The organism is Caballeronia sp. dw_276, from assembly GCF_018449635.1.
Classification (GTDB): Bacteria; Pseudomonadota; Gammaproteobacteria; order Burkholderiales; family Burkholderiaceae; genus Caballeronia.
This window is the reverse complement of record NZ_JAAVUV010000002.1, coordinates 104,733-125,496: the sequence shown is the minus strand read 5'-3', so window position 1 is coordinate 125,496 and position 20,764 is coordinate 104,733. Positions and strand designations below refer to the sequence as shown.

The following is a 20,764-nucleotide window of genomic DNA, read 5'->3' as shown; positions in this document are numbered from 1 at the left end:
TCCGAACGAACCGCAGCACAGCGGGAACCATCGGAGCCTTGAATGTTTGACTATCGGCGCATCCTCACGTGTTATGACGACACGGCAGAGATGAAGGCGGCGTTGCATCACGCAACATCGCTTGGAAAATCCTTGCGGGCGGAGCTGCACGTGCTGGTTGTCATCGATACAGCTTCGATGGTGTCCTCGACTCTCGGCATGCCTTCCGAAGGGGCTTATCTGAACATCGAGCACACCGCGCGCGAGACGTTGAAACGCGGGCTCGATCTAGCGGAAGAGCGTGGCGTGAGTGCGCATGGGCATGTTGCGATGGGCAATATCGTCGATAACGTGAGGCATTATGCCGAGGCGTTGCGGGCCGATTTTGTGGTGGTGGGGCATAGAAGGCGTTCTGGTTTTTCACGCCTGTGGCATGGGCCGGCGCCGCATCAGACGTTGATTGGAAGGTGCGGGGCGAGTGCTGTGATTACGGTGACGGTTTGAGGGGTTTCAGCGGCAAATAAAAAACGGCGCGCCATGTCTGGCGCGCCGTTCTTTCAAGCGTGTTTCCCTGCTAAATCAGAACCGGTGAATAATCCCCACGCCCGCCGCAAACTGGCTCGGCGATGAAGACGGCGCCGACTGGAAGCCATCGCCAATCGCCGATGTTGCGTTGATGATGCTCACGCCGTTCGTGCCGAGCGTCTTGCCGTTCGCGCGCTGATAAGCCTGCAATGCATAAAGGCCCGTACGCTTGGACAACGAGTAGTACTCGGACAAGTTGAACTGCTGATACTGCGCGGAACTCGTAATGCCGTTGGCCTTCGTCGCACGCGTATAGCTGTAGCCCGCAGCGAGGTCGACCAGCGTGACCGGTTTCCAGTGCAGCACGGCGCCGCCGGTGTTGAAGATCTCGGTCGTCTTGAAGCTCGAGTTGATGCCCGGGATGTACTGCACGTTCGAATACGAGAACGTGATGTCGAGGGCTTGCGTGAACGTATAACCGCCGGCCACCGCAATGCGCTGTTGCGCCTGAGCCGTCTGATAGCCGTTGGTCACCGCCGATACACCCGATTGTCCCGCCGAGTTCGTCGTCGAATCCGCGCCGAATGCGCCGCCACCCGGCGTCGAGTTGTTGATGCGCGTAATGCCCGCCGCAAGGCCGAACGGACCGTTCGCGTATTGAACCGCGCCGCTCCAGGTCGAACCCTGGTTCACGCTGCCGGGCACGCCCGCGAACGAATACGAACCGCTGATCGTGACGCCATAGAATTTCGGCGACGTGTAGACCAGCGAATTGTTCGCGCGATAGATCGTATCGAGTTCATCCAGGTCACCCGGATGCGCGCCGAATGCGCCGGTCAGCCACGTGGTCGGGCTATACGGCGCGAGCAACGTGTAATACGACGTGTACTGGCGGCCCGCGGTAAACGTACCGTAGGCGGGATTCGTCAAACCGACCCATGCCTGGCGGCCGAACATTGCGTTGGTGAACTGCTGGCCGCCCGTTGCCGAATTGAAGCCCGACTCCAGCTGGAAGATGGCCTTGTTGCCGCCGCCAAGGTCTTCAGCGCCCTTGAGGCCGAAACGGCTGCCGGCCCATACGCCCGGCAGCATCTTGACGTTCGAGCGTCCGCCCTTGTTTGAACCCAGCGACGTCTGGCTGCTCTGGTACGTGATCGAGTCATCGATAATGCCGTACAGCGTCACGCTGTTCTGAGCAAAAACCGGTGAAGCGAGGGTGGCAAGGCCCAGAAGGACCGCCTTTTTGGCGTGGCGTGACTGCATGGTATCTCCTCTTTTTTGTATCAATGATTGCGATGCGGCCAGCCGCGTCGCGGACAAAGTTTTACTACAAAGTGCCTGACAATTCCTGTCGATTGGCATGCAGTGTTTGCCCCTATAGCAAACCTCCATAACCGCATTCGGACACACCTCGAACGCCGGGCCGAACGGCAAGAAGATGCCCGTCGAGTTCGTTGGCGTTGGTGGCGGGGCGTATCGATGTAATGAAGAGCGTGTCCAGATCGCGACCGCCGAACGTGCACATCGAAGGCTTGCTGACGGGCAGTTCAAGCGTGCGGTCCAATGCGCCGTTGGGCGTGAAGCGCAAGAGGACGCCCGCGTCGTTGGCGCAGGTCCAGTAGCAGCCGTCGGCATCGATTGCAGCGCCGTCCGGGCGGCCGGTGAATCGGTTCAGGTCAGCAAAGACGCGCCGGTTGCGAGGCTCGCCGGAATCGATGTCGAAGTCGAACGCCCACACGAGACGACGCAATGGATGCGAATCCGAGAGGTACATCGTCGTGCCATCGGGCGACCATGCGAGGCCGTTCTGGGTGATCAGGTCACGCACGATGGGCGCTGAAAGTACGCCTTCACTGTCGTATCGATACAACCCGCCGGCCGGATTCGCCGCCGCCATGTCCTGCACCATCGTGCCGGCCCAGAAGCGGCCTTGCCGGTCGCAGCGGCCGTCGTTGAAGCGCATGCCAAGGAAGGGGAATTCGGGCGCGGCGACGCGTCTGAACGTTGCTTCGCTGGCACTCGATAACGTCACCGCAAAGAGTCCGCTCTCGCAGCCGGCCAGCACCGTACCGTTGCGATCGAACGCGATGCACGCAACCTGTTCCGGCAACGTCCAGTCCGTGCGCGTGCCTGTTTCAAGTTGCACGCGGGCGATCGTGCGCGCGGGAATATCGACCCAGTACAGCGCCTGTTCGGCTTCGCGCCATACCGGGCTTTCGCCCACTTGCGCCGGGATCTGACCAGACGCTTCGACGCGCTCCACGCGTGCTGTTTTCACGGATGCATCGCTACGCATTGGCGGGCCGCGCGATCGTTGCGTTCGTGCGCCGGTTGACGAGTGCGGGGCGCACGAGCGTCCACAGCAGTACCACGCCGATCAGGTCGCCGAAGCCCAGCGCCACGAAAAACGGCGCATACCCAATCGTTGATACAAGCGCGCCAATCACGAGCGTGAAGCTCAAGTTGCCGATCCCCGCCGATAACCCCGCGAACCCCGTCACCGTCGCCACTTCGCGGCGCGGGAACAGGTCGGCGGACATCGAGATCACGGTCACCGAGAGCGTCTGATGCGCGAACCCGCCGAGGCACAACAGGAAGATCGCGGTGCCCGGGTCTTTCACATAACCAACGCCGGCCATCGCGGTCATGACGAGCGCGCCGAATGTGAAGACCATCCGCTTGCCATTGATCACCGAAATGTTGAAGTGCTTGTTGAGGTACATCGAAATCGTTCCGCCCATCAGGCAGCCGATATCGGCCGCGACGAACGGCAGCCACGCGGTCATGGCGATGGCCTTCAAATCGAAACCGCGTGCCTGATGCAGGTAGAGCGGCATCCAGAACACGAGCGTGCCCCACACCGGATCGGCGAAAAAGCGCGGCAATGCGATGCCCCAGAAATTGCGTTGGCTGAAGATCTGGCGGAGGTTGGGTTTGGCGCCGTTATCGGAGAGTTCGGCGTGTTCGCCTTCCACGATATAAGCCGCTTCCTTTTGCGTGAGCGATTTGTGTTCGCTCGGATGCCGGTAGAACATGATCCACAGCGCGGCCCACACGAGACCCAGGCATCCGGCGATCACAAAAGCCATCTCCCAGCTGTACTTGAGGATCGACCATGCGATGAGCGGCGGTGCGGCGATGGCGCCTATGGATGTACCGATGTTGAAGATCCCCGCCGCAAGCGCGCGTTCGCGCGCCGGGAACCAGAACGCGGCCATGCGCATGCCGGCTGGAATAAACGAGGCTTCCGCGAGTCCCAGCAGGCCGCGCAATACAAAGAGACCGACCCAGCCGCTCGCGAACCCGTGACCTATACATACGATCGACCACATCACGCCGCACAGCAAAAAGCCGAAGCGCAGGCCGACGCGGTCCATCAGGTAACCGGTAGCCGGCGCGCCGATCGGGTACATCACGAGGAAGGCGCCGGTGATCCAGCCGTATTGCTGGGTTGTGATGTGGAGATCGGTCATGACCGTCGGGGCGGCGACGCTCAGCGAACTGCGCGCGAGGTAGTTCATGACGGTGCCGAGCGTGAGCAGGCCGATCATCCACCAGCGCAGGCCGCGTAGTTTCATTGCCATGTCGGTGTCTCCGATTTCGTTGTTTTACTCGGCCGATGGCATGCGCTTTATGTGCTGCGCGCGCGGCGCTTCATCGGCCGGACATCGAGTGAACGTAAGGTACGTTACGTAATGTCAACGCATCGTATGTCAGATGACTTGGCGGACGCAATAAGACAGCGCTCAGCGTTTACACCAGTAATTTTTCCTAGGAATTGGGCGCGAGGATGGCGGAAATGTTGGCAAACCGGCAATCAAGGGCCTTCGGACGGGATTGCGCTATCCAAGCACCAAATCCGCATAGTGGAAAGACGTCGTACAACTAAGGGTAAATTTTGAGATGCTGATTGCTTCGAAACAACGTACCGATGCGGCTTGGTGCACCGGACCCCGTCATTCGGCCCCTTTTGATGGGTGTTAATATGCGCGCAATCGATTTAATTCGATTGTATGAACGCGCGAACACCATGCGTTGATAATCAAATGTTTTCCGCAGCTATACATTGAATCCGGATGGTATTTGGTTACAGGAAGTATCGTTTCCTGCCGGATATAGCAAGTTATGATCAGAATATGACTTCAATCATCCCCTTGAGGGTGAAAATCGCCAGTCAAAAATGGACATAAGATGAAAAATGTATTTGTCAGAGGATTATCTCAACTGAAGAGCGTGCTCGTCCGTTTGTCATTAAAAGCTGACAACGTGGGTTATGAAGGCGCGCCAATCTTTTCCGGCAAATGGCCGAAAATCACGAACAAAGGGCGCATTTACATTGCGAAGAATTGTTCGTTTCGATCATTCCGCACGCGTCAGCACATAACAGTAACGAAAGACGCCATATTGGAAATCGGGCGCAATACGTTCATGAACGACGGGGCCAACCTGTGCGCGACGCTTTCCGTGAAGATCGGCCGGAACTGCAAGATCGGCGATATGACTTATATATACGACACCGATTTTCATCAGGTTTCTCCGCAACATCCGACCAAACGTGCGCCCATATCCATTGGCAATAACGTGTGGATTGGTGCTCGCTCAACCATATTGGCCGGCGCGGATATTGGTGATCATTCTGTCATTGCTGCGGGATCGACAGTTGTGGGAGAAATCCCCGCGAAGACCTTGGCAGGCGGCTCACCCGCGCGCGTAATAAGGACGCTGGATGTGCCGGATGATTGGATTCGGGATTGATAATCCGAAGCATCAATCCGGCTTTATCCAAGACAGGTAAGCGCGCTTCAAACAATAAACGGAAACTCCGCCTCCGGCAGCGCATCTCCATGCTTGAACTTCTTCATCAGTTCCGGATAAGGCGGTGACGTTTCACCTCCGCGATCCACGAAGTGCGCGCCGTCGCCAAGCCATCTGAACGACACGACCCGCCGCGATTGTTGCCCCGCGAGATTGCCGGGCGCGCCATGCACCGTATGAAAGTTGAACGCGATGGCGTCGCCCGGCTCCAGATCCCAACCCAGGATTTGGTAATCGCTGCGGTTTGCATCGATATCGGGTAACTCTTCGAGCCGTTCCGACTTGTGATCGTAGGCCACGCCGCTGAATTTGCGCGGCCGGAACAACTTGCCCCATTTATGCGAACCCGCTACGAACTCCACACACGTTTCGCGCGGAACCGGATCGAGCGGAATCCATAAACTCACGGCTTGATCCGCACTCACACAGTAATAGGGTTCATCGTGATGCCAGGGCGTGAGCTTGGCCGCGCCGGCTTCCTTCACAAGCACGTGCTCATGGAAGATGCGTGCGCGCTGCGAGCCCATCAACGCCTGCGCTACGGACGCCGCCGCGCTGTGTTCGACAAAATCCTTGAACGGCTCGATGCGCTGCCAGTTGCAGTAATCGCCGAAGAAACGGCCCGAGGTTTTCTCAGGCGTGTAGTTCCTGAACGAAGGACCTGGATGCGTCGCGTTGTACTCCACGCCTTCGCGCAAGGTCTCCATCCAGTCCTTGAACATGCCGCGCAATACGACTGCACCGTCACGTTCAAACGCTTCCCGTTCTGCAGCAAGCATGGCGTTCTCCTTTTATCGATTGATCGGGCGTTTTTGTGAGTCACGTGCCCGGCAGCGTTGCAGCGGCGCTGCGTCCGCGCAACCAGTTGATGCTGCTGAATAACGCAACGGCGAACAGGATCAGCATGGTCGCGACCGCGAGAATGGATGGATCGATGGAATCGCGAATCCCGCTCCACATCTGTCGCGGCACCGTCCGCTGATCCGGGCCGCCAATGAACAGGATCACAATGACTTCATCGAACGAAGTCGCGAACGCGAACACACTGCCCGTCGCCACGGCCGGCAGGATCAACGGCAGGGTCACGCGGCGAAACGCGGTCCATGGCGTGGCGCCGAGTCCGGACGCCGCGCGAATCAGGCTTTGATCGAAAGAGAGCAGCGACGCCGTGACGGTGATTACCACGAAGGGCGTGCCGAGCGCGGCATGCGCCAGCACCACGCCGACATACGAATTCACCAGCCCGAGCGGGGCGAACACGAGATAGAAACCGGCAGCCACGACGACGATGGGGATGATCATCGGCGAGATGAGCAGCGGCATGATGACCGCGCGAAACGGAAAGTTCGAGCGGCTGAGACCAAGCGCGGCGAGGGTGCCGAGACAGGTGGCAAGCAACGTCGATGCCGCGCCAATGCCGATGCTGTTCACAAACGCGCGTTGCCAGTCGCTGCTGCCGAGCGCCTTTGAATACCAGTGCAGCGAGAAGCCTTGCATGGGGTAGGAGAAGTACGCGCCGGAGTTGAACGACAGCGGCACGATCGCGAGAATCGGCGCGATCAGGAGGAACAGGATCACGGCGGAATGCACGCGCAACCACTTGGACGCAATGCGTTCCGATAGCACCAGGTGTCGCCGGTTTTGCATGATGTGTTCGTCCTTGCGTCTAGCCAAACCGCAACCGGTCGATACCCACAAGCCGGTTGAACACGAAATAGAACACTGCCGTGAAGATCACGAGATACGCCGACAACGCGCCGGCCAGCCCCCAGTTGAGTTGCTCGTTGGTCTGCGCTGCGATCAACTGGCTGATCATTTCATCGCCAGCGCCGCCGAGCAATGCAGGCGTGATGTAGTACCCGAGCGCAAGCACGAACACGAGAAAGCAACCGGCGCCCACGCCTGGCAGCGTCTGGGGCATATAGATGCGCACGAACGCTGTTACGGGATGCGCGCCGAGCGATTGCGCCGCGCGCATATAAACCGGCGACACGCCCTTCATGACCGAGTAGATCGCGAGGATCATGTAGGGCAGCAGGATATGTGTCATGCCAATCAACACACCCGTGCGGTTGAATAGCAGCGGCAGCGGATGGCTGACGATTCCCGAACTCACCAGCAGGCTGTTGATCACGCCGCTCGGTTGCAGCAGCACGTACCACGCCGTTGTTCGAACCAGCAGCGAGGTCCAGAACGGCACAATCACGAGCAGCATCAAGCGGTTGCTTTTCGCAGGCGGCAGCGTGGCGAGCAGATACGCGACGGGATACCCGAGAAGAAGGCATAACACCATCACGGACGCGCTTATCCACACCGTGCGCGCAAAGGCGTTCAGATAGACAGAGCTGTCTGCCGGAAGAGATTTGACGGCGCCATCGGCCGTGACTTCGGAATCGATAGCGGTCAACAAGTAATCCGGCGTAGGTGACACCGCCGAGCGTTTCAGGTAACGCCAGATGTCATGCGTGCCCCAGCGTGGATCGAGTTCGATCAACGCTTCTCTCCAAGCAGGCGGCGTGGTCTCGGGCAACTGACGCGCGGTCTTCATCAGCAAGCTGCGAAACTCGGGCAGGTAGAAGTTCATCCGCCGCGCGACGGTGCCGAGCTGACCTTCCTGAGACGCTCGCCGCATGTCGGCGGCGAGCAGGGCGAAGGTGTGTTCATCGGGTACGCCTTCGCCGTTCCATGCATTGAGCGCCTGCGAAAGCACCGGCAAGTTCACCGGCATTTCGCGATTGACGACGCTCCTGGAAAGCAGAATAGCGATGGGCGCAATGAAGGTGGCGAGCAGGAACAGCAGCAACGGCAAGGCGAGCAGAAGCGCTTGCGTGGATGCCCGCCGGCGCGTCTTGTCATACGCCGCGCGCCCGCCGGTTTGGGTTTCAGCCGGCTCTTGCACGTCGCTGGTCGCAGTCACTGTCACGGTCACAAATCACCTAGCGGGGTTCATTACTGAGTCAGCCAGACCTGGAAGCGCTTGTTGATCTGGTCGGCGTTATCCGCCCAGAAATTCGCATTGATCTGCACGGCGCGCTTGAAGTTGGCGGGCGCGGTCGGCAAGTCGTTGAGGCGTGTTTTATCGATGAGCGGAATCGAGTCCTTGCGCGGCGGCGCGTACGCAATGTACTTCGTCAGATCAGCGTAGCTTTTTGCCGTCGATGCCGATGCGATGAACTTGGCCGCTGCATCGGCGTTCTTCGCGCCCATGGGGATGCCCCACCACTCGAAGTCGTAGACCTGACCGTCCCACACCGATTCGAACGGCTTGTGATCCTTGTGCACGGCGTCATCGATGCGCCCGTTGTACGCCTGCGTCATCACCACAGCGCCGTCCGAAAGCAGTTGAGGCGGCTGCGCGCCGGCTTCCCACCAGACGATGCTCGGCTTGATGGTGTCGAGCTTCTTGAACGCGCGATCCACGCCGGCGGGCGTACCGAGCACCTTGTAGACGTCGGCGGGTTTGACGCCATCGGCGAGCAGCGCCCATTCGAGCGTCACCTTCGGCGACTTGCGCAGGCCGCGTTTGCCCGGATATTTTTTCAAGTCGAAGAAGTCGTTGATCGAGGTCGGCGCGGTCTTGAGCTTGGTCGTGTCGTATGCATAGACCGTGGACCAGACCATGGCGGCGACCGCGCAATCCATGATCGAACCGGGAATGAACGCGCTCGTGTTGCCGAGCGATTTTTTATCGATCTTCTTGAGCAGGCCTTCGTCGCAACCGGTGATCGCGTCGTTCGATTCAAGGTCAATCAGATCCCACGTGGGGTTCTTCGCCTGTTCCATCGCCGATAATTTGGCGAGACCGCCGTCATACGATTCCGTCGAAAAGCCGATGCCCGTTGCAGCCGTGAACGGCTCGAAGAACGCCTTCTTGGCCGCTGCTTCATACGCGCCGCCGAAGGTCACCACCGAGATCGTTTCGGCCGCGAGCGCGCTTGCGGAGAACAACGCGACGCCAGAAAAAACGAGTCCGGCGATGCCCGTCATACCGGTACGAATAAGTTTAGTTTTCATGTCAGTGGACTCCTGCGGTGAGGGACGGAGCGAGGCCGTGGCTTGCGGTTACGGCCGTTGCGAGAATCTTGCAGTCGTCGTGGCGCCATGCCACGGCGGTTGCACTGCCGAGTGACGGAAGGTCGTGGTGCTGCGTATTGGGTACTTTGACGATGAGGCTGTCGCCAGCGCCTTGTGCTCCAAGTTTCAAGTGAACGCGGTGATGGTCGCCGCAATACACGAGTTCTTCCACGCGGGCGGTCACCGTGTTGATATCTGCCGCGCTCTGAATGCCTTCTGCCGATGCAATGTGCGCGCGCTCCGGGCGCAGCGCCAGCATTGCTTCATCACCGTTGCGCAAGCCCCGTCCGCAACGTCCGCGTATGACCGCGCCATCAGGCAACACGAGCGTCGCCCAGTCTGAATCCTGGTCGAGTACCCGGCCCATCAAGCCATTGTTCTCGCCGACAAAATTCGCCACGAACGCGTTGTGCGCGTTCTCATAGAGTTCGGTTGGAGTCGCTGCCTGCTGAATGCGGCCATCGGAGAAAACGGCTACGCGATCCGACATGGTCAGCGCTTCGGCCTGATCGTGCGTCACGTAGACCACCGTCAAGCCAAGCTCGCGATGCAGCCGCATGATTTCGTACTGCATGGTCTCGCGCAGGCGCTTGTCGAGCGCGCCGAGCGGTTCATCCATCAGCACCACGCTCGGCTCGAACACGAGTGCGCGCGCAAGGGCCACGCGCTGCTGCTGCCCACCCGATAGTTGTGCTGGACGACGCGCTGCAAGATGCGGCAACTCCACCATGTCCAGTGCGCGCTTCACGCGCATCTTCTGCTCGGTCTTGCTCATGCGCCGCACCGACAGCGGAAACGCGACGTTCTGCTCGATGGTCAAATGCGGAAAGAGCGCGTAGTTCTGGAACACCATGCCGATGTCGCGCTGATGCGGCGGTTTATCGTCGAGACGTTTTCCGTTCAGGCGGATCTCGCCTTGGGTCGCCGATTCGAAACCCGCGAGCATCATCAGCGTGGTGGTCTTGCCCGATCCCGACGGTCCCAGCAATGAGACGAACTCGCCTTTGGCAACGTCGAGGTCGAGTCCTTCCACGACGTAATGAACGCCGTCATATGTCTTGCTCACGCCCGCGAAGGAGATGAAGGAGTGCGTTGACATCGTGTCGTGTTTAATGAGTGTTCAGGATTAGGCGAGTTGTTGCGCAAGGTAGCGCGCGAAGTCGTAGTTGGGCCTTTCCAGATGACTCAGGTGCCCCGGCTTCGCAAGCGGCGCGCTTACGCCACGGAATACCGCTTGCACGCCGCGCCGGTCTTCTTCGTTGACTGCATCGAGCAATGCTTTGAGTGTCGTCATGTATTCATTGGCTTTCGGATCGGCGATGAACTCGGGCGCCAGGCCGCCGCCAAAGCGGATATGAACACGGCCGGTTCCCACAGGCTGCAGCACGAGATACCAGAAGTAGCCGGGCGTGAGCGTCACGAGATGAGTCGGATAGATCGCGAGCAGCGCGGTCGTCTTGCGCCAGTGACCAACAAGGCGATGATTGTCCGGATGCGCCTGACCGATGGGTAACGACGCTTCCTTCGTGATCCAGTGATAGTTGAACGCATCGCTGCCGGGCGGGCATTCCATTTCTTCCAGGCGCGAATGCGGTCCAACGGTCGCGCGATGCAGCATAGGCAGGTGATAACTCTCCATGAAGTTTTCGGCGAGGATTTTCCAGTTGGTATCCCACACGTGTTCTTCGTAGAACGTTTCCTTGTAATCGGTCATGCCGTAGTTGGCGATCAACTCGGTGAGACCCGCGAGCTTTTCGGCAACAGGCGGGGCGTCGGCGTTGAGCGTCACGTAGATCCAGCCTTGCCAGACCTCGCATCGGACGGACGGCAAGCGGTAGTTCTCTTTGCAGAAGCCGCTTTGACGGTCCATCATCGGAGCGCCGCTGAGCGCACCGTCGAGCGTGTAGTTCCACGCGTGATATGGGCAGACGATTCGACGCGTATTGCCGCGCCCTTCGAGCAGAACCGACATGCGATGCAGGCACACGTTCGAGAACGCCTTCAATTCCAGCTTCTCGTCGCGCAAGACCACGATCGGTTGTCCGTCTATATCTGCCGTGAGGTAGTCGCCGGCTTCGGCAATCGCACTTGCCCGGCCGACGCAAAGCCATTCGCTGCGGAAAATATTCTGTTGTTCAAGCGCGAGAAATTCGGGCGAGGTGTAAACGGCGGGCGGCATGGAATGCGCGTCGCTGAAGGGACGCTCGCACCCGGCCTGCAACTGGCGGACTATGTCGAGCCCGGCGCCGGACGCTGCCGTTGAAGATCCCATCGCGCCTCCCTGTCGTATTCAGTGGATGCTGCAACCCGCCTGTGAGGCAAGCTGCTCGCTGCATGGACATCAATCTATCAAGTCAAATTACCAGCCAAAATATTGTTTTTGCATGTAGAACCAAGTTTTTTCCTATCCAGAAAACTGCCTGTCTCAACTTGAACGTTCAGGTCTGATTTGCGCTTCGCAGAAGGCGGCGAAGCGCTGCACGACCTGCCGCGGTTTCATGCTTCTCGACTGCGCAATGCCGAGTGTCGTCGCGTTGACCTCGTCCTTAAATTGCTTGATCACAAAGTCTTCGCCGTCCACGGTGCGGCTCGATTTCAGCGGGAAATTAAGAATGCTGTAGCCCAGGCCATTGGCAACCATTCCCCGGACCACTTCCGGTTGCGATGACCGGAACGCCGCGATGGGACGTCCGCCGACAGCATCGAAAAGACCGGCGAAATACTCGCGGCTATGGGGGAGATCGAGCATCACGTAGGGTTCGTCGCGCAGGTCGGCGAGCGCCACCGCGCGCTGCTTCGCCAGCCGATGATTCTTCGGCAGGATCACGTAGGGCGGCAACGAAAGCAACGGCGTGAATGCGATGTCATCGGTCAGATCGAGGTTGTATGTGAGGGCAATATCCAGCGAACCGTCGTGCAGACCACGCAGCAAATCGTCCTGATGCGCTTCCAGTGTGCGAAATGCGATGCCGACATGACCCGCTATGAACCGGCTCATCATTGCCGGCATGAGTGGCGGCGCCAGTGAAACCAGGCAGCCCAAAGTGATCGCGCCTGACATGCCGCCGTCCATTTCCTTGGCCGCTGTCTGAAGGTCTTCTGCGTTCTTCAACAGGTCCCGCGCGCGTCCGAGCATTTCGCGCCCGGCCTGCGTCAGGGATAACCCGCTGGCGTGATGCCGGATGAAGAGCTGGACGCCGAACGACACCTCGAGATCCGCGAGCGCCGTGGAAATGGAGGGCTGCGAGATGTGCAGCAGCTTTGCCGCAGCCGTGAACGACAACACTTCGGCCGTCACCACGAAGTACCTCAACTGCCTCAGCGAATAGCGTAATTGCGCAGGTTCCACGAGTCGCCCCCGGTCTTTTGTCGCGCCTATTGTGCTTGGACATAAATACGCTTGCATAGGCAAAACCGATGATTTGCATTTTTGAAATATGTTTTTCGGATGCGGAGCGTGAGCGTAGATTTTGCGCAAGGTCAGTGCAAACGCGAGGGGGCGGTATGCAAACAGAGCAACCAGACAACGCTTTGATGGAAGTCTCGCCGGAGGTGCAGCGCGACCTGCGTGCTGCCTTTCTGGATTCGATGGCGTCCAATTCCACATCGGTCCATGTGGTGACGACAGGCGCCGGCAGCGAGCGTTTCGGCGTGACCGTCAGCGCATGTAGCTCGGTTTGCGCGGACCCGCCCACGTTGCTCGTCTGCATCAATACGCGCAGCCCGGCGAACGCGGCGGTCGCGGCAAACGGCGTGTTCGCGGTGAATTTGCTGAACGTCGCGCAGCGCGGCATTGCCGATACCTTCGCCGGACGCTCGGCCACGGCCAAGCCCTTCGACTTTTCATGCTGCACGGTGACGGCGGGGACGCTGGACGTGCCGCTTATCGATGGCGCGGTTGCCGCAATCGAATGCCGGCTTGTCGCGCAGCAGACCATTGGCACGCATACGGTCTTTTTTGGCGAGGTGGCGGCTGTCAGGCGCGCGCCGGCCGCGCACATGCCACTGCTTTACTGCAAACGCGATTACGGCCAGTTCCTGGCTTTCTAGGCGACCAGAGCACACACAACGATATTCTCCAACGGATCGAGGCACAGCAATGATCAGAACAGGCGAGCAGTATCGCGAGTCCATTCGAGACGGACGACAGGTCTGGATCAATGGCGAACGCGTGAAGGACGTGACCACGCATCCCATGTTCAAGCCTATCGTGGATATCCGCGCGCGCATTTATGACATGGCGCACGAGAAGGCGACGCAGGACGTGATGAGCTACGCCGATGAAAAAACCGGCGAGCGCAACGCGGTCGGCCTGAAACTGCCGTACACGCAACAGGACTGGCACGACAAACGCCTCGCGGTGGATACGGTGCTGGATGACATCGGCGGAATCGCGACTCGCGTAGGCGATGAAACCATCGGCGAGATGTGGTCGCTCTACGACGGCAAGGATGTGCTCAACGAAGTCGATCCGCGTTTTGCGGCGAACATCGAGCGGCATATCAATCGTGCGCTGCATGAAGATCCGTTCCACGTTTCCGCCAATACCGATCCGAAGGGCGACCGTTCCAAACCGCCTCAGGAGCAGGACCCGGACATGCTTTTGCATGTGGTCAAGGAGACCGATGCTGGCATCGTGGTGCGAGGCGCCAAGTATGAAACGGCCGCGGCATATGCGAACCAGGCGTTCGTGAAGCCCACCATCGCAAATTGGGGCGATGCAAAGCTGTCCGATTATGCGGTTGGTTTCGTGGTCAACATGTCGGCGCCGGGGCTCAAATTCATCTGCCGCACGGGCTTTGCCGGACGCGCAAATCCGGAAGACTATCCGTTGTCGAATCGCTGCGATGAAGTCGATACCTTGCTGATCTTCGACAACGTCCTGATCCCTTGGGAAGACGTGCTGTTCTATCAGCATACGAAGGCGGCCACGTTCATTCGTTCGACCTTGCATCGATACAGCGCGTTCGCGTTTGTCCAGCGCAACCTGCGTCTCGCCGACCTGATGATCGGCGCGGCGCTGTTCAACGCGCGGCAAACCGGCCTGGAAAAACAGCAGGCCGTGCAGGAAAAACTGTCGACGCTCGCGGTGTATCGCGAGACCATCAATGCGCATTTGACGGCATCGATCGCATGCGGTGAACGCAGTCCCGCCGGCCTGATGATGCCCAATCAATCGCTGCTTTATACGGGCCGCGTGCAGGCATGTTCGCGTCTTCACGAGATGATGCATCTCGCGCGCGAACTTTGCGGCGGCCAGATTTGCGTGACGCCGGATTCGGCATCGTTTGCGAATCCCGAGATCAGCGGCTGGCTCGACAAGTTCTATACCGTCAACGAAAACTGGGTCTCGGACGACCGCCGCAAGCTGCTGGCGTTCGCACGGGATTTGCTGAATTCGGACTACGCAGGGCACAGGCTGACGTTTCAGTTGTTCGCCCAGTCGCCGCCGTTCGCGCATCTCGGCGCCGTGTTCCGCAACTTCGACTTCGACAGCACGCTCGGCTATGTCAAGAAGGCCGCAAACTTGTCGGACCGTGTTGTTCAATCCAGCGCAGAGCCGCGGCTCAAGCGCGTCGTGTGAGGTGTCCATGAGTCATACCCGCATCCGCAAGTTCAATACGCGCGAGACGTATCCCGAGCAGAAACTCGATAACGATCTGTGCCAGGCAGTCGTCGCGAACGGAACGGTTTATTTGCGCGGCCAGATCGGTCAGGATCTGGATACGCGGGAATCGGTTGGTATTGGTGACGTTGGCGCGCAAGCCGAGAAGGCGATGGCAAACATCGCGATGTTGCTCGGCGAAGCCGGAAGCAAGCTCGAAGATATTTGCAAGATCACCATCTATCTCGTCGATGTACGGTATCGCGAAGCGGTGTACACCGTCGTCGGGAAATGGCTGAAGGGCGTGTATCCGGTATCGACGGGTATTGTGATTTCAGCCCTTGCGCGACCCGAGTGGCTCGTGGAAATCGACGTGATCGCCGTCATTCCGAATAGCTAGAGGAGGTAGGCATGACGTTTTCACTGGCTGGCCGATGCGAACGTACAGGCATGGTCGGCGGCATTGTATGCAGTTCGAGCATCGCGGTTCCCAGCCGTTGTTTATGGGCAAGTCCGCACGGCGTGGTGCTCAGCCAGAACGTGACCGACCCGCGTCTTGGCGTGCTCGGCTTGCAATTGCTATCGCAAGGTTTCGGCGCTGAAAGCACCTTGCAACAATTGCAGCATGCACGCCCTTTCGCGGAATGGCGCCAGCTTGCGGTGCTCGATGCCGACGGTTCGCGCGGCGCCGCGACGGGCGAAAAAGGGCTGGGTATAATCGCGACGCAGCTGGGGCGTGACTGTGTTGCAGCGGGCAATCTGCTTGCGCACGACGGCATACCGTCCGCGATGATCGAAGCTTTCGAAGCGTCGCACGCAAGCTCGCTGGCCGATCGTTTGATCACCGCGCTTGAAGCCGGCGCGGCCGCGGGCGGCGAGGCGGGCCCCGTGCATTCAGCCGGATTCTGCGTGTATGGGCGGGAGGTCTGGCCGCTCGCGGAGTTGCGCGTGGACTGGTCCGATCAACCCATCGTTGACTTGCGTGCGCTCTGGCATCGCTACGAACCGCAAATGAACGACTACGCCACGCGCGCGAAGCGTCCCGAGCAGGCACCCTCATATGGAGTACCAGGAGATCTCTAGCTAATGACGCACGCTTTGCTCGATGACACGCTGGACCTGCTGAATAACCTGATCGCCTTCGATACCCGCAGCTCCGAATCGAACTTGATGCTGATCGAATACGTTCAGCAATATCTAAGCAAGCACGGCGTGGAATCGTCCCTCGTTTTCGATGAAACCGGCCGCAAGGCGAACCTCTACGCGACCATCGGCCCGAGGGACAGGGCGGGCTTGTGTTTGTCGGGCCATACCGACGTCGTGCCCGCAGCGGGTCAGCCGTGGACCGTGCCACCCTTCGAGATGACGCGCGGCAGCGATCGCGTGTTCGGGCGTGGGACCGCTGATATGAAGGGGTTTATCGCGGCGGTGCTTGCGAGCGTGCCGCACTTTGTTGCGACCTGCAAGGAAGTGCCAATTCACCTCGCGTTCAGCTACGACGAAGAAGTCGGTTGCCGTGGCGTGCGCGGGTTATTGCGCGAACTGGCGGCGGCGCCGGTGAAGCCGCTCGCTTGCATTATCGGCGAGCCGACAAGCATGCAGGTCGCGGTCGCGCACAAGGGCAAGAAGGCGTACAGATGCTGCGTGAAAGGCCTCGCTGGACATTCTGCGCTGACGCATCTCGGCGTCAATGCCGTGGACTTTGCGGCGGAACTCGTGACTTTCTTGCGGCGTACACAGCGCGACTTGCGCACCAAGGCAACGCTCGACCACGACTTCGATCCTCCGTACACGACCATTCATACAGGACGTTTGAATGGCGGCATCGCGTTGAACGTGATTCCGGATCACGCGCAAGTGGAGTTCGAAATCCGCAATCTGCCCGCCGATAACGCGGACGCCATCGTGCAAACCATCACGCAATATGCGGACACGGAACTTGTCGCGACCATGCGCGAGACGTGTGCGGAAAGCGGTATCGACTGGGAACAACTAGTCGACTATCCGGCTCTGTCGGATCAGGCCGCAGCCGGCTGGTTGCGCGAACTGGCATGCGCTGCGGCTGGACGCGACGACGTGCGCACGCTCGCGTTCGGAACCGAGGGAGGCCTCTTTCAATCGATAGGGATTCCCACGGTCGTATGCGGACCGGGTTCCATCGAACAAGGACATAAGGCCGATGAATACGTCGAGCTCGAGCAACTGTCCAAATGCCTGAGTTTTCTCGGCAAGCTCTCGGCGAGCTTGCCTGAGACCGTGACAACCCGCCGGTCTTAAGACGCTGTCAGTTATATCCGAGGATGGCGCAGGCCGTGATGTCGGCGCGGTCCGAGACGTTGCATGCCAGAACGGTCATGGGCGCCTGAAGCATCGACATATACGAGGAGTGTTGCTTTTCAACTTTGGAGCCTGCCTTCATTACCTTGTTACGACTTCCGGCAGTGTTCGAGGATGCAGCGTTGAGATGATTGAACGTATTCATGTTAAACACCACTTCAGTAGTTATTGGCAAAAACAATTTCTTATTCGCTCACTAGTCACTCGCCGGGCCAAGCTCGCGGCGGTGTTATTCCAGTAAGCGCCAACCGAAGGGTTCATGACATAGGTAGTGATACCAATGCGGCCGCGCAAAGCACCGCTGGCGTGGGCTCTGCAGTATCTACCGTATGTTTGCGGCAACACTATTTTGGTTATTTCGCTAATGCGGCTAACCGCCATTCATGAGATCAAGTTTTGAATGGTGTCTTGAATGAGTCAACCACGTAGGGAGCGATGCGTCAAAGCGCGCGATGCATACGTGGCCCACGAGTTAAATCGGTGCGTCCGTTAATGCTATTCCGCTAACGGGCGATTAAGCGATTCGTCCGGTTCCTCTCCAAACCCGGCGGTTTTGTCGTCAACTGTGCTTTCGGAATCACTTCCCGAAGACAATTGCTGGCGAGCCTTTTCCCAGTACTCGTCCGATCTTCCTTCCGGACTACCGTCTTGTTCCCAGAGATAGAACGCTAGCGTGCGAATTTGCTCTTCTGACAATTGAACATCCATGATTTGCCCCGTCGAGGTTGAACACGATCGCAAGACGCGACCGTTTCGGGCTCGTTTGAGCCTGCTCGACGAGGCAGCAATACTTAAGCCAGCCGTGCCGCAATCGCCTCGCCGACTTCTGTCGTACTTGCCTTGCCGCCAAGGTCGCCGGTGCGCGGACCTTCCTTGAGCGTCGCTTCAATAGCCGCAAGAATCGCGTCGTGTGCATCACGTTCCGGGCCTTTCGCGTCGCCGAGGAATTCGAGCATCATCGCAGCCGACCAGATCATCGCGACGGGATTGGCGATGTTCTTGCCCGCGATATCCGGCGCGGACCCATGCACGGGCTCGAACAACGACGGAAACTTGCGGTCGGGATTCAGGTTGCCCGAGGGCGCGAGACCAATCGTGCCGGTGCATGCGGGACCCAGGTCGGAGAGGATGTCGCCGAAAAGATTGGTGGCCACGACCACGTCGAAGCGATCCGGATTCAGCACGAAACGCGCACACAAGATGTCGATGTGCTGCTTGTCCCATTTGACGTCCGGATAAAGCGCGGCCACTTCCGCAGCGCGTTTGTCCCACCATGGCATGCTGATCGCGATGCCGTTGCTCTTGGTCGCGACCGTGATCTTTTTCTTCTCGCGACGCTGTGCGAGATCGAATGCGAACTTGAGCACGCGCTCGCTGCCGTGACGCGTAAAGACCGACTCCTGCAATACGAATTCGCGGTCCGTGCCTTCGAACATCACGCCACCGACCGACGAATATTCGCCTTCCGTATTCTCACGAACGATCCAGAAATCGATATCGCCAGCCTTGCGATTGGCGAGCGGCGAGGGCACGCCTTCGAACAGGCGCGCTGGGCGCAGGTTGATGTACTGATCGAACTCGCGGCGGAATTTCAGGAGCGAGCCCCACAGCGAAATGTGGTCCGGCACGGTATCGGGCCAGCCGACGGCGCCGAAGAGAATGGCGTCGGCGCCCTGCAGTTGGGCTTTCCAGTCGTCCGGCATCATCTGGCCGTGTTTCTCGTAATACGCGCAGCTCGCCCATTCTATGTGCTGATATTCGATCGCGATGCCGAAGCGCTTGGTGGCGGCGTCGAGCACGCGCAGGGCTTCCGGCATCACTTCCGTGCCGATTCCGTCGCCGGGTATGACTGCGATCTTGTAGGTTTTGGTCATGAGGGGTGTCTCCGGGTTGAGATGGATAGTCTATTCGATGTAACTATTCTATTGCGCTGCGTACCGCTTAGAATCGGGTTTTTGGTTAAGCCACTGTGCACGAAGCGTGAATAATGAACACACTGCCATCCCCGAATCTCGATGACCTGCGCGTGTTTTGCATGGTCGCCCGCAAGTCCAGTTTCAGCGGGGCAGCGGAGGCGCTGTCGGTATCGGCGGCGTATGTCAGCAAAAGAGTCGGCGTGCTGGAAACCGATCTCGGCACGCGCCTGCTGCATCGATCCACACGCCGCGTTGCGATTACGGAAGCCGGCGAACGCGTCTATGCCTGGGCCGAAAAGATCCTCGACGATGTCGATCAGCTCGTGGAAGACGTCTCCACCACGCGGCGTGTTCCACGCGGGACGCTGCGCATATCGAGCAGCTTCGGGTTCGGCCGGCATATCGTGGCGCCGGCGCTCGCGCGGCTCTCCGACAAACATCCGCAATTAAGCGTAAGGCTCGATCTGTTCGACCGTCTCGTCGATGTCGCCGGCGAAGGCTTCGATCTGGATATCCGCATCGGCGACGAAATTGCGGCGCATTTGATTGCGAAGCGGCTCGCTTCGAACCATCGGGTGTTATGTGCATCGCCTGAATATCTGAAGCGCCAGGGTGCGCCCAAACAGCTTGCCGACTTGACGAGCCACGCGTGCCTTGCGATCAAGGAACGCGATCATCCGTTTGGCCTGTGGCGTCTGAACGTGCGCGGCGAACCCGTATCGATCAAGGTCACGGGACCGCTTTCGACCAACCACGGAGAAGTCGCGGTGCAATGGGCGCTGGCCGGGCGGGGGATTGTGTTGCGGTCTTTGTGGGACGTGCGGCCGCTGCTGGAAAGCGGGCAGCTCGTGCAGGTCCTGCCGGAGGTCACGCAGCCGGCAAACGTCTGGGCGGTGTATCCGGCGCGGCTGGCGACATCGGCGAAGGTCAGAGTCTGCGTTGATTTTCTCGCCGATGAATTCGCGCAGTGGAGCGTTCAGCCACCCTGAACGATGCTCAACCTTGACCCGCAGAAAAGAGACTTTCCAGCGGGTAATCGCGCTTCATGATCGGCGACTTGATGATCACAAAACTGAAGTATTTCTCAATGCCGATATTGCGCTCGAGCAAGCCTTCGATAATGCCCTGATAGTGGCTCACACTGCGCGTGACGAACTTGAGCAGATAGTCATAACCACCACTCGCAAGGTGGCACTCCACGATTTCATCCACGTCCTTGATCGCTGCGACGAACTTGATGAAGTCCTCCCGCCGATGATCCGAAAGCGTCACTTCCGTAAACACGATCTGCACATCGCCGAGTTTTTCGAGCTGGATCTGCGCGCCATACCCGACGATATACCCCGCTTTTTCAAGCCGCTTCACGCGGATCAGGCACGGGCTGGGTGAGAGCCCGACCATGTCGGCAAGCTCGACATTCGTGATGCGGCCTTTCTTCTGCAACTGCGAAAGGATGCGCAGGTCTATGCGGTCGAGCTTGCCGTCGCTGCTCATCGTCGGGACGTGTTCCGGT

22 protein-coding genes are annotated in these 20,764 nt (G+C 59.2%); 8 read left to right on the top strand and 14 right to left on the bottom strand.

Going from position 1 to position 20,764, the window contains the following annotated elements:
* Positions 1-42: 42 nt before the first annotated feature.
* Positions 43-483, top strand: a complete 441-nt coding sequence (locus HB633_RS03520) for a universal stress protein (protein WP_213776693.1) — start codon at positions 43-45, stop codon at positions 481-483.
* Between the two features lie 75 nt (positions 484-558).
* Here HB633_RS03520 and HB633_RS03515 read toward each other — a convergent pair whose 3' ends face one another.
* The 3 genes from HB633_RS03515 to HB633_RS03505 all read right to left on the bottom strand — a co-directional run bounded on the left by HB633_RS03515 (position 559) and on the right by HB633_RS03505 (position 4,088).
* A complete protein-coding gene (locus tag HB633_RS03515) occupies positions 559-1,767 on the bottom strand; it encodes a porin (protein WP_213776692.1) in 1,209 nt (402 codons plus the stop codon).
* A gap of 112 nt (positions 1,768-1,879) precedes the next feature.
* A complete protein-coding gene (locus tag HB633_RS03510; protein ID WP_346730256.1) occupies positions 1,880-2,782 on the bottom strand; it encodes an SMP-30/gluconolactonase/LRE family protein in 903 nt (300 codons plus the stop codon).
* Between the two features lie 10 nt (positions 2,783-2,792).
* Positions 2,793-4,088, bottom strand: a complete 1,296-nt coding sequence (locus HB633_RS03505) for an MFS transporter (protein WP_213776690.1) — start codon at positions 4,086-4,088, stop codon at positions 2,793-2,795.
* Positions 4,089-4,695: 607 nt separating this feature from the next.
* Between HB633_RS03505 and HB633_RS03500 the strand changes: the two genes are divergently transcribed.
* Positions 4,696-5,259, top strand: a complete 564-nt coding sequence (locus HB633_RS03500; protein WP_213776689.1) for an acyltransferase — start codon at positions 4,696-4,698, stop codon at positions 5,257-5,259.
* A gap of 47 nt (positions 5,260-5,306) precedes the next feature.
* Here HB633_RS03500 and HB633_RS03495 read toward each other — a convergent pair whose 3' ends face one another.
* From HB633_RS03495 to HB633_RS03465, 7 genes are all read right to left on the bottom strand, one after another.
* On the bottom strand, positions 5,307-6,098 hold the full coding sequence (locus HB633_RS03495; protein ID WP_213776688.1) for a phytanoyl-CoA dioxygenase family protein: 792 nt from the start codon (positions 6,096-6,098) through the stop codon (positions 5,307-5,309).
* A 40-nt stretch (positions 6,099-6,138) separates the two neighbouring features.
* Positions 6,139-6,966, bottom strand: a complete 828-nt coding sequence (locus HB633_RS03490) for an ABC transporter permease (protein WP_213776687.1) — start codon at positions 6,964-6,966, stop codon at positions 6,139-6,141.
* 19 nt (positions 6,967-6,985) lie between these two features.
* Entirely contained in the window at positions 6,986-8,218 is a 1,233-nt protein-coding gene (locus tag HB633_RS03485) for an ABC transporter permease (protein WP_346730271.1), read from the bottom strand.
* Between the two features lie 50 nt (positions 8,219-8,268).
* Positions 8,269-9,306, bottom strand: coding sequence for an ABC transporter substrate-binding protein (locus tag HB633_RS03480; RefSeq protein WP_213777168.1), 1,038 nt, complete (start codon positions 9,304-9,306; stop codon positions 8,269-8,271).
* A gap of 28 nt (positions 9,307-9,334) precedes the next feature.
* Positions 9,335-10,492, bottom strand: coding sequence for an ABC transporter ATP-binding protein (locus HB633_RS03475; RefSeq protein WP_213776686.1), 1,158 nt, complete (start codon positions 10,490-10,492; stop codon positions 9,335-9,337).
* A gap of 27 nt (positions 10,493-10,519) precedes the next feature.
* The gene (locus tag HB633_RS03470; RefSeq protein WP_213776685.1) at positions 10,520-11,665 is read right to left on the bottom strand and encodes an SRPBCC family protein; all 1,146 of its coding nucleotides are present in this window, start codon (positions 11,663-11,665) and stop codon (positions 10,520-10,522) included.
* Positions 11,666-11,818: 153 nt separating this feature from the next.
* Positions 11,819-12,742, bottom strand: a complete 924-nt coding sequence (locus HB633_RS03465; protein ID WP_213776684.1) for a LysR substrate-binding domain-containing protein — start codon at positions 12,740-12,742, stop codon at positions 11,819-11,821.
* Between the two features lie 155 nt (positions 12,743-12,897).
* Between HB633_RS03465 and HB633_RS03460 the strand changes: the two genes are divergently transcribed.
* The 5 genes from HB633_RS03460 to argE are packed head-to-tail and all read left to right on the top strand — an operon-like array spanning position 12,898 to position 17,275.
* Positions 12,898-13,443, top strand: coding sequence for a flavin reductase family protein (locus HB633_RS03460; protein WP_213776683.1), 546 nt, complete (start codon positions 12,898-12,900; stop codon positions 13,441-13,443).
* A 49-nt stretch (positions 13,444-13,492) separates the two neighbouring features.
* Positions 13,493-14,977, top strand: a complete 1,485-nt coding sequence (locus HB633_RS03455; RefSeq protein WP_213776682.1) for a 4-hydroxyphenylacetate 3-hydroxylase family protein — start codon at positions 13,493-13,495, stop codon at positions 14,975-14,977.
* 7 nt (positions 14,978-14,984) lie between these two features.
* Positions 14,985-15,398, top strand: coding sequence for a RidA family protein (locus HB633_RS03450; protein ID WP_062002399.1), 414 nt, complete (start codon positions 14,985-14,987; stop codon positions 15,396-15,398).
* Positions 15,399-15,409: 11 nt separating this feature from the next.
* The gene (locus tag HB633_RS03445) at positions 15,410-16,081 is read left to right on the top strand and encodes a DUF1028 domain-containing protein (RefSeq protein WP_213776681.1); all 672 of its coding nucleotides are present in this window, start codon (positions 15,410-15,412) and stop codon (positions 16,079-16,081) included.
* 3 nt (positions 16,082-16,084) lie between these two features.
* Entirely contained in the window at positions 16,085-17,275 is a 1,191-nt protein-coding gene (gene argE / locus HB633_RS03440) for an acetylornithine deacetylase (RefSeq protein WP_213776680.1), read from the top strand.
* A gap of 7 nt (positions 17,276-17,282) precedes the next feature.
* On the opposite strand, the gene HB633_RS03435 is transcribed toward argE, so the two are convergent.
* The 3 genes from HB633_RS03435 to HB633_RS03425 form a co-directional block, all read right to left on the bottom strand.
* On the bottom strand, positions 17,283-17,480 hold the full coding sequence (locus tag HB633_RS03435) for a hypothetical protein (RefSeq protein ID WP_213776679.1): 198 nt from the start codon (positions 17,478-17,480) through the stop codon (positions 17,283-17,285).
* A gap of 350 nt (positions 17,481-17,830) precedes the next feature.
* Positions 17,831-18,043: a DUF2934 domain-containing protein gene (locus tag HB633_RS03430; RefSeq protein WP_213776678.1), complete on the bottom strand. Its 213-nt coding sequence runs from the start codon at positions 18,041-18,043 to the stop codon at positions 17,831-17,833.
* An 83-nt stretch (positions 18,044-18,126) separates the two neighbouring features.
* Positions 18,127-19,209, bottom strand: a complete 1,083-nt coding sequence (locus HB633_RS03425) for a tartrate dehydrogenase (protein WP_213776677.1) — start codon at positions 19,207-19,209, stop codon at positions 18,127-18,129.
* A 113-nt stretch (positions 19,210-19,322) separates the two neighbouring features.
* Between HB633_RS03425 and HB633_RS03420 the strand changes: the two genes are divergently transcribed.
* On the top strand, positions 19,323-20,240 hold the full coding sequence (locus tag HB633_RS03420) for a LysR substrate-binding domain-containing protein (protein ID WP_213776676.1): 918 nt from the start codon (positions 19,323-19,325) through the stop codon (positions 20,238-20,240).
* A gap of 7 nt (positions 20,241-20,247) precedes the next feature.
* On the opposite strand, the gene HB633_RS03415 is transcribed toward HB633_RS03420, so the two are convergent.
* A complete protein-coding gene (locus HB633_RS03415; protein WP_213777167.1) occupies positions 20,248-20,745 on the bottom strand; it encodes a winged helix-turn-helix transcriptional regulator in 498 nt (165 codons plus the stop codon).
* Between the last annotated feature and the right edge of the window lie 19 nt (positions 20,746-20,764).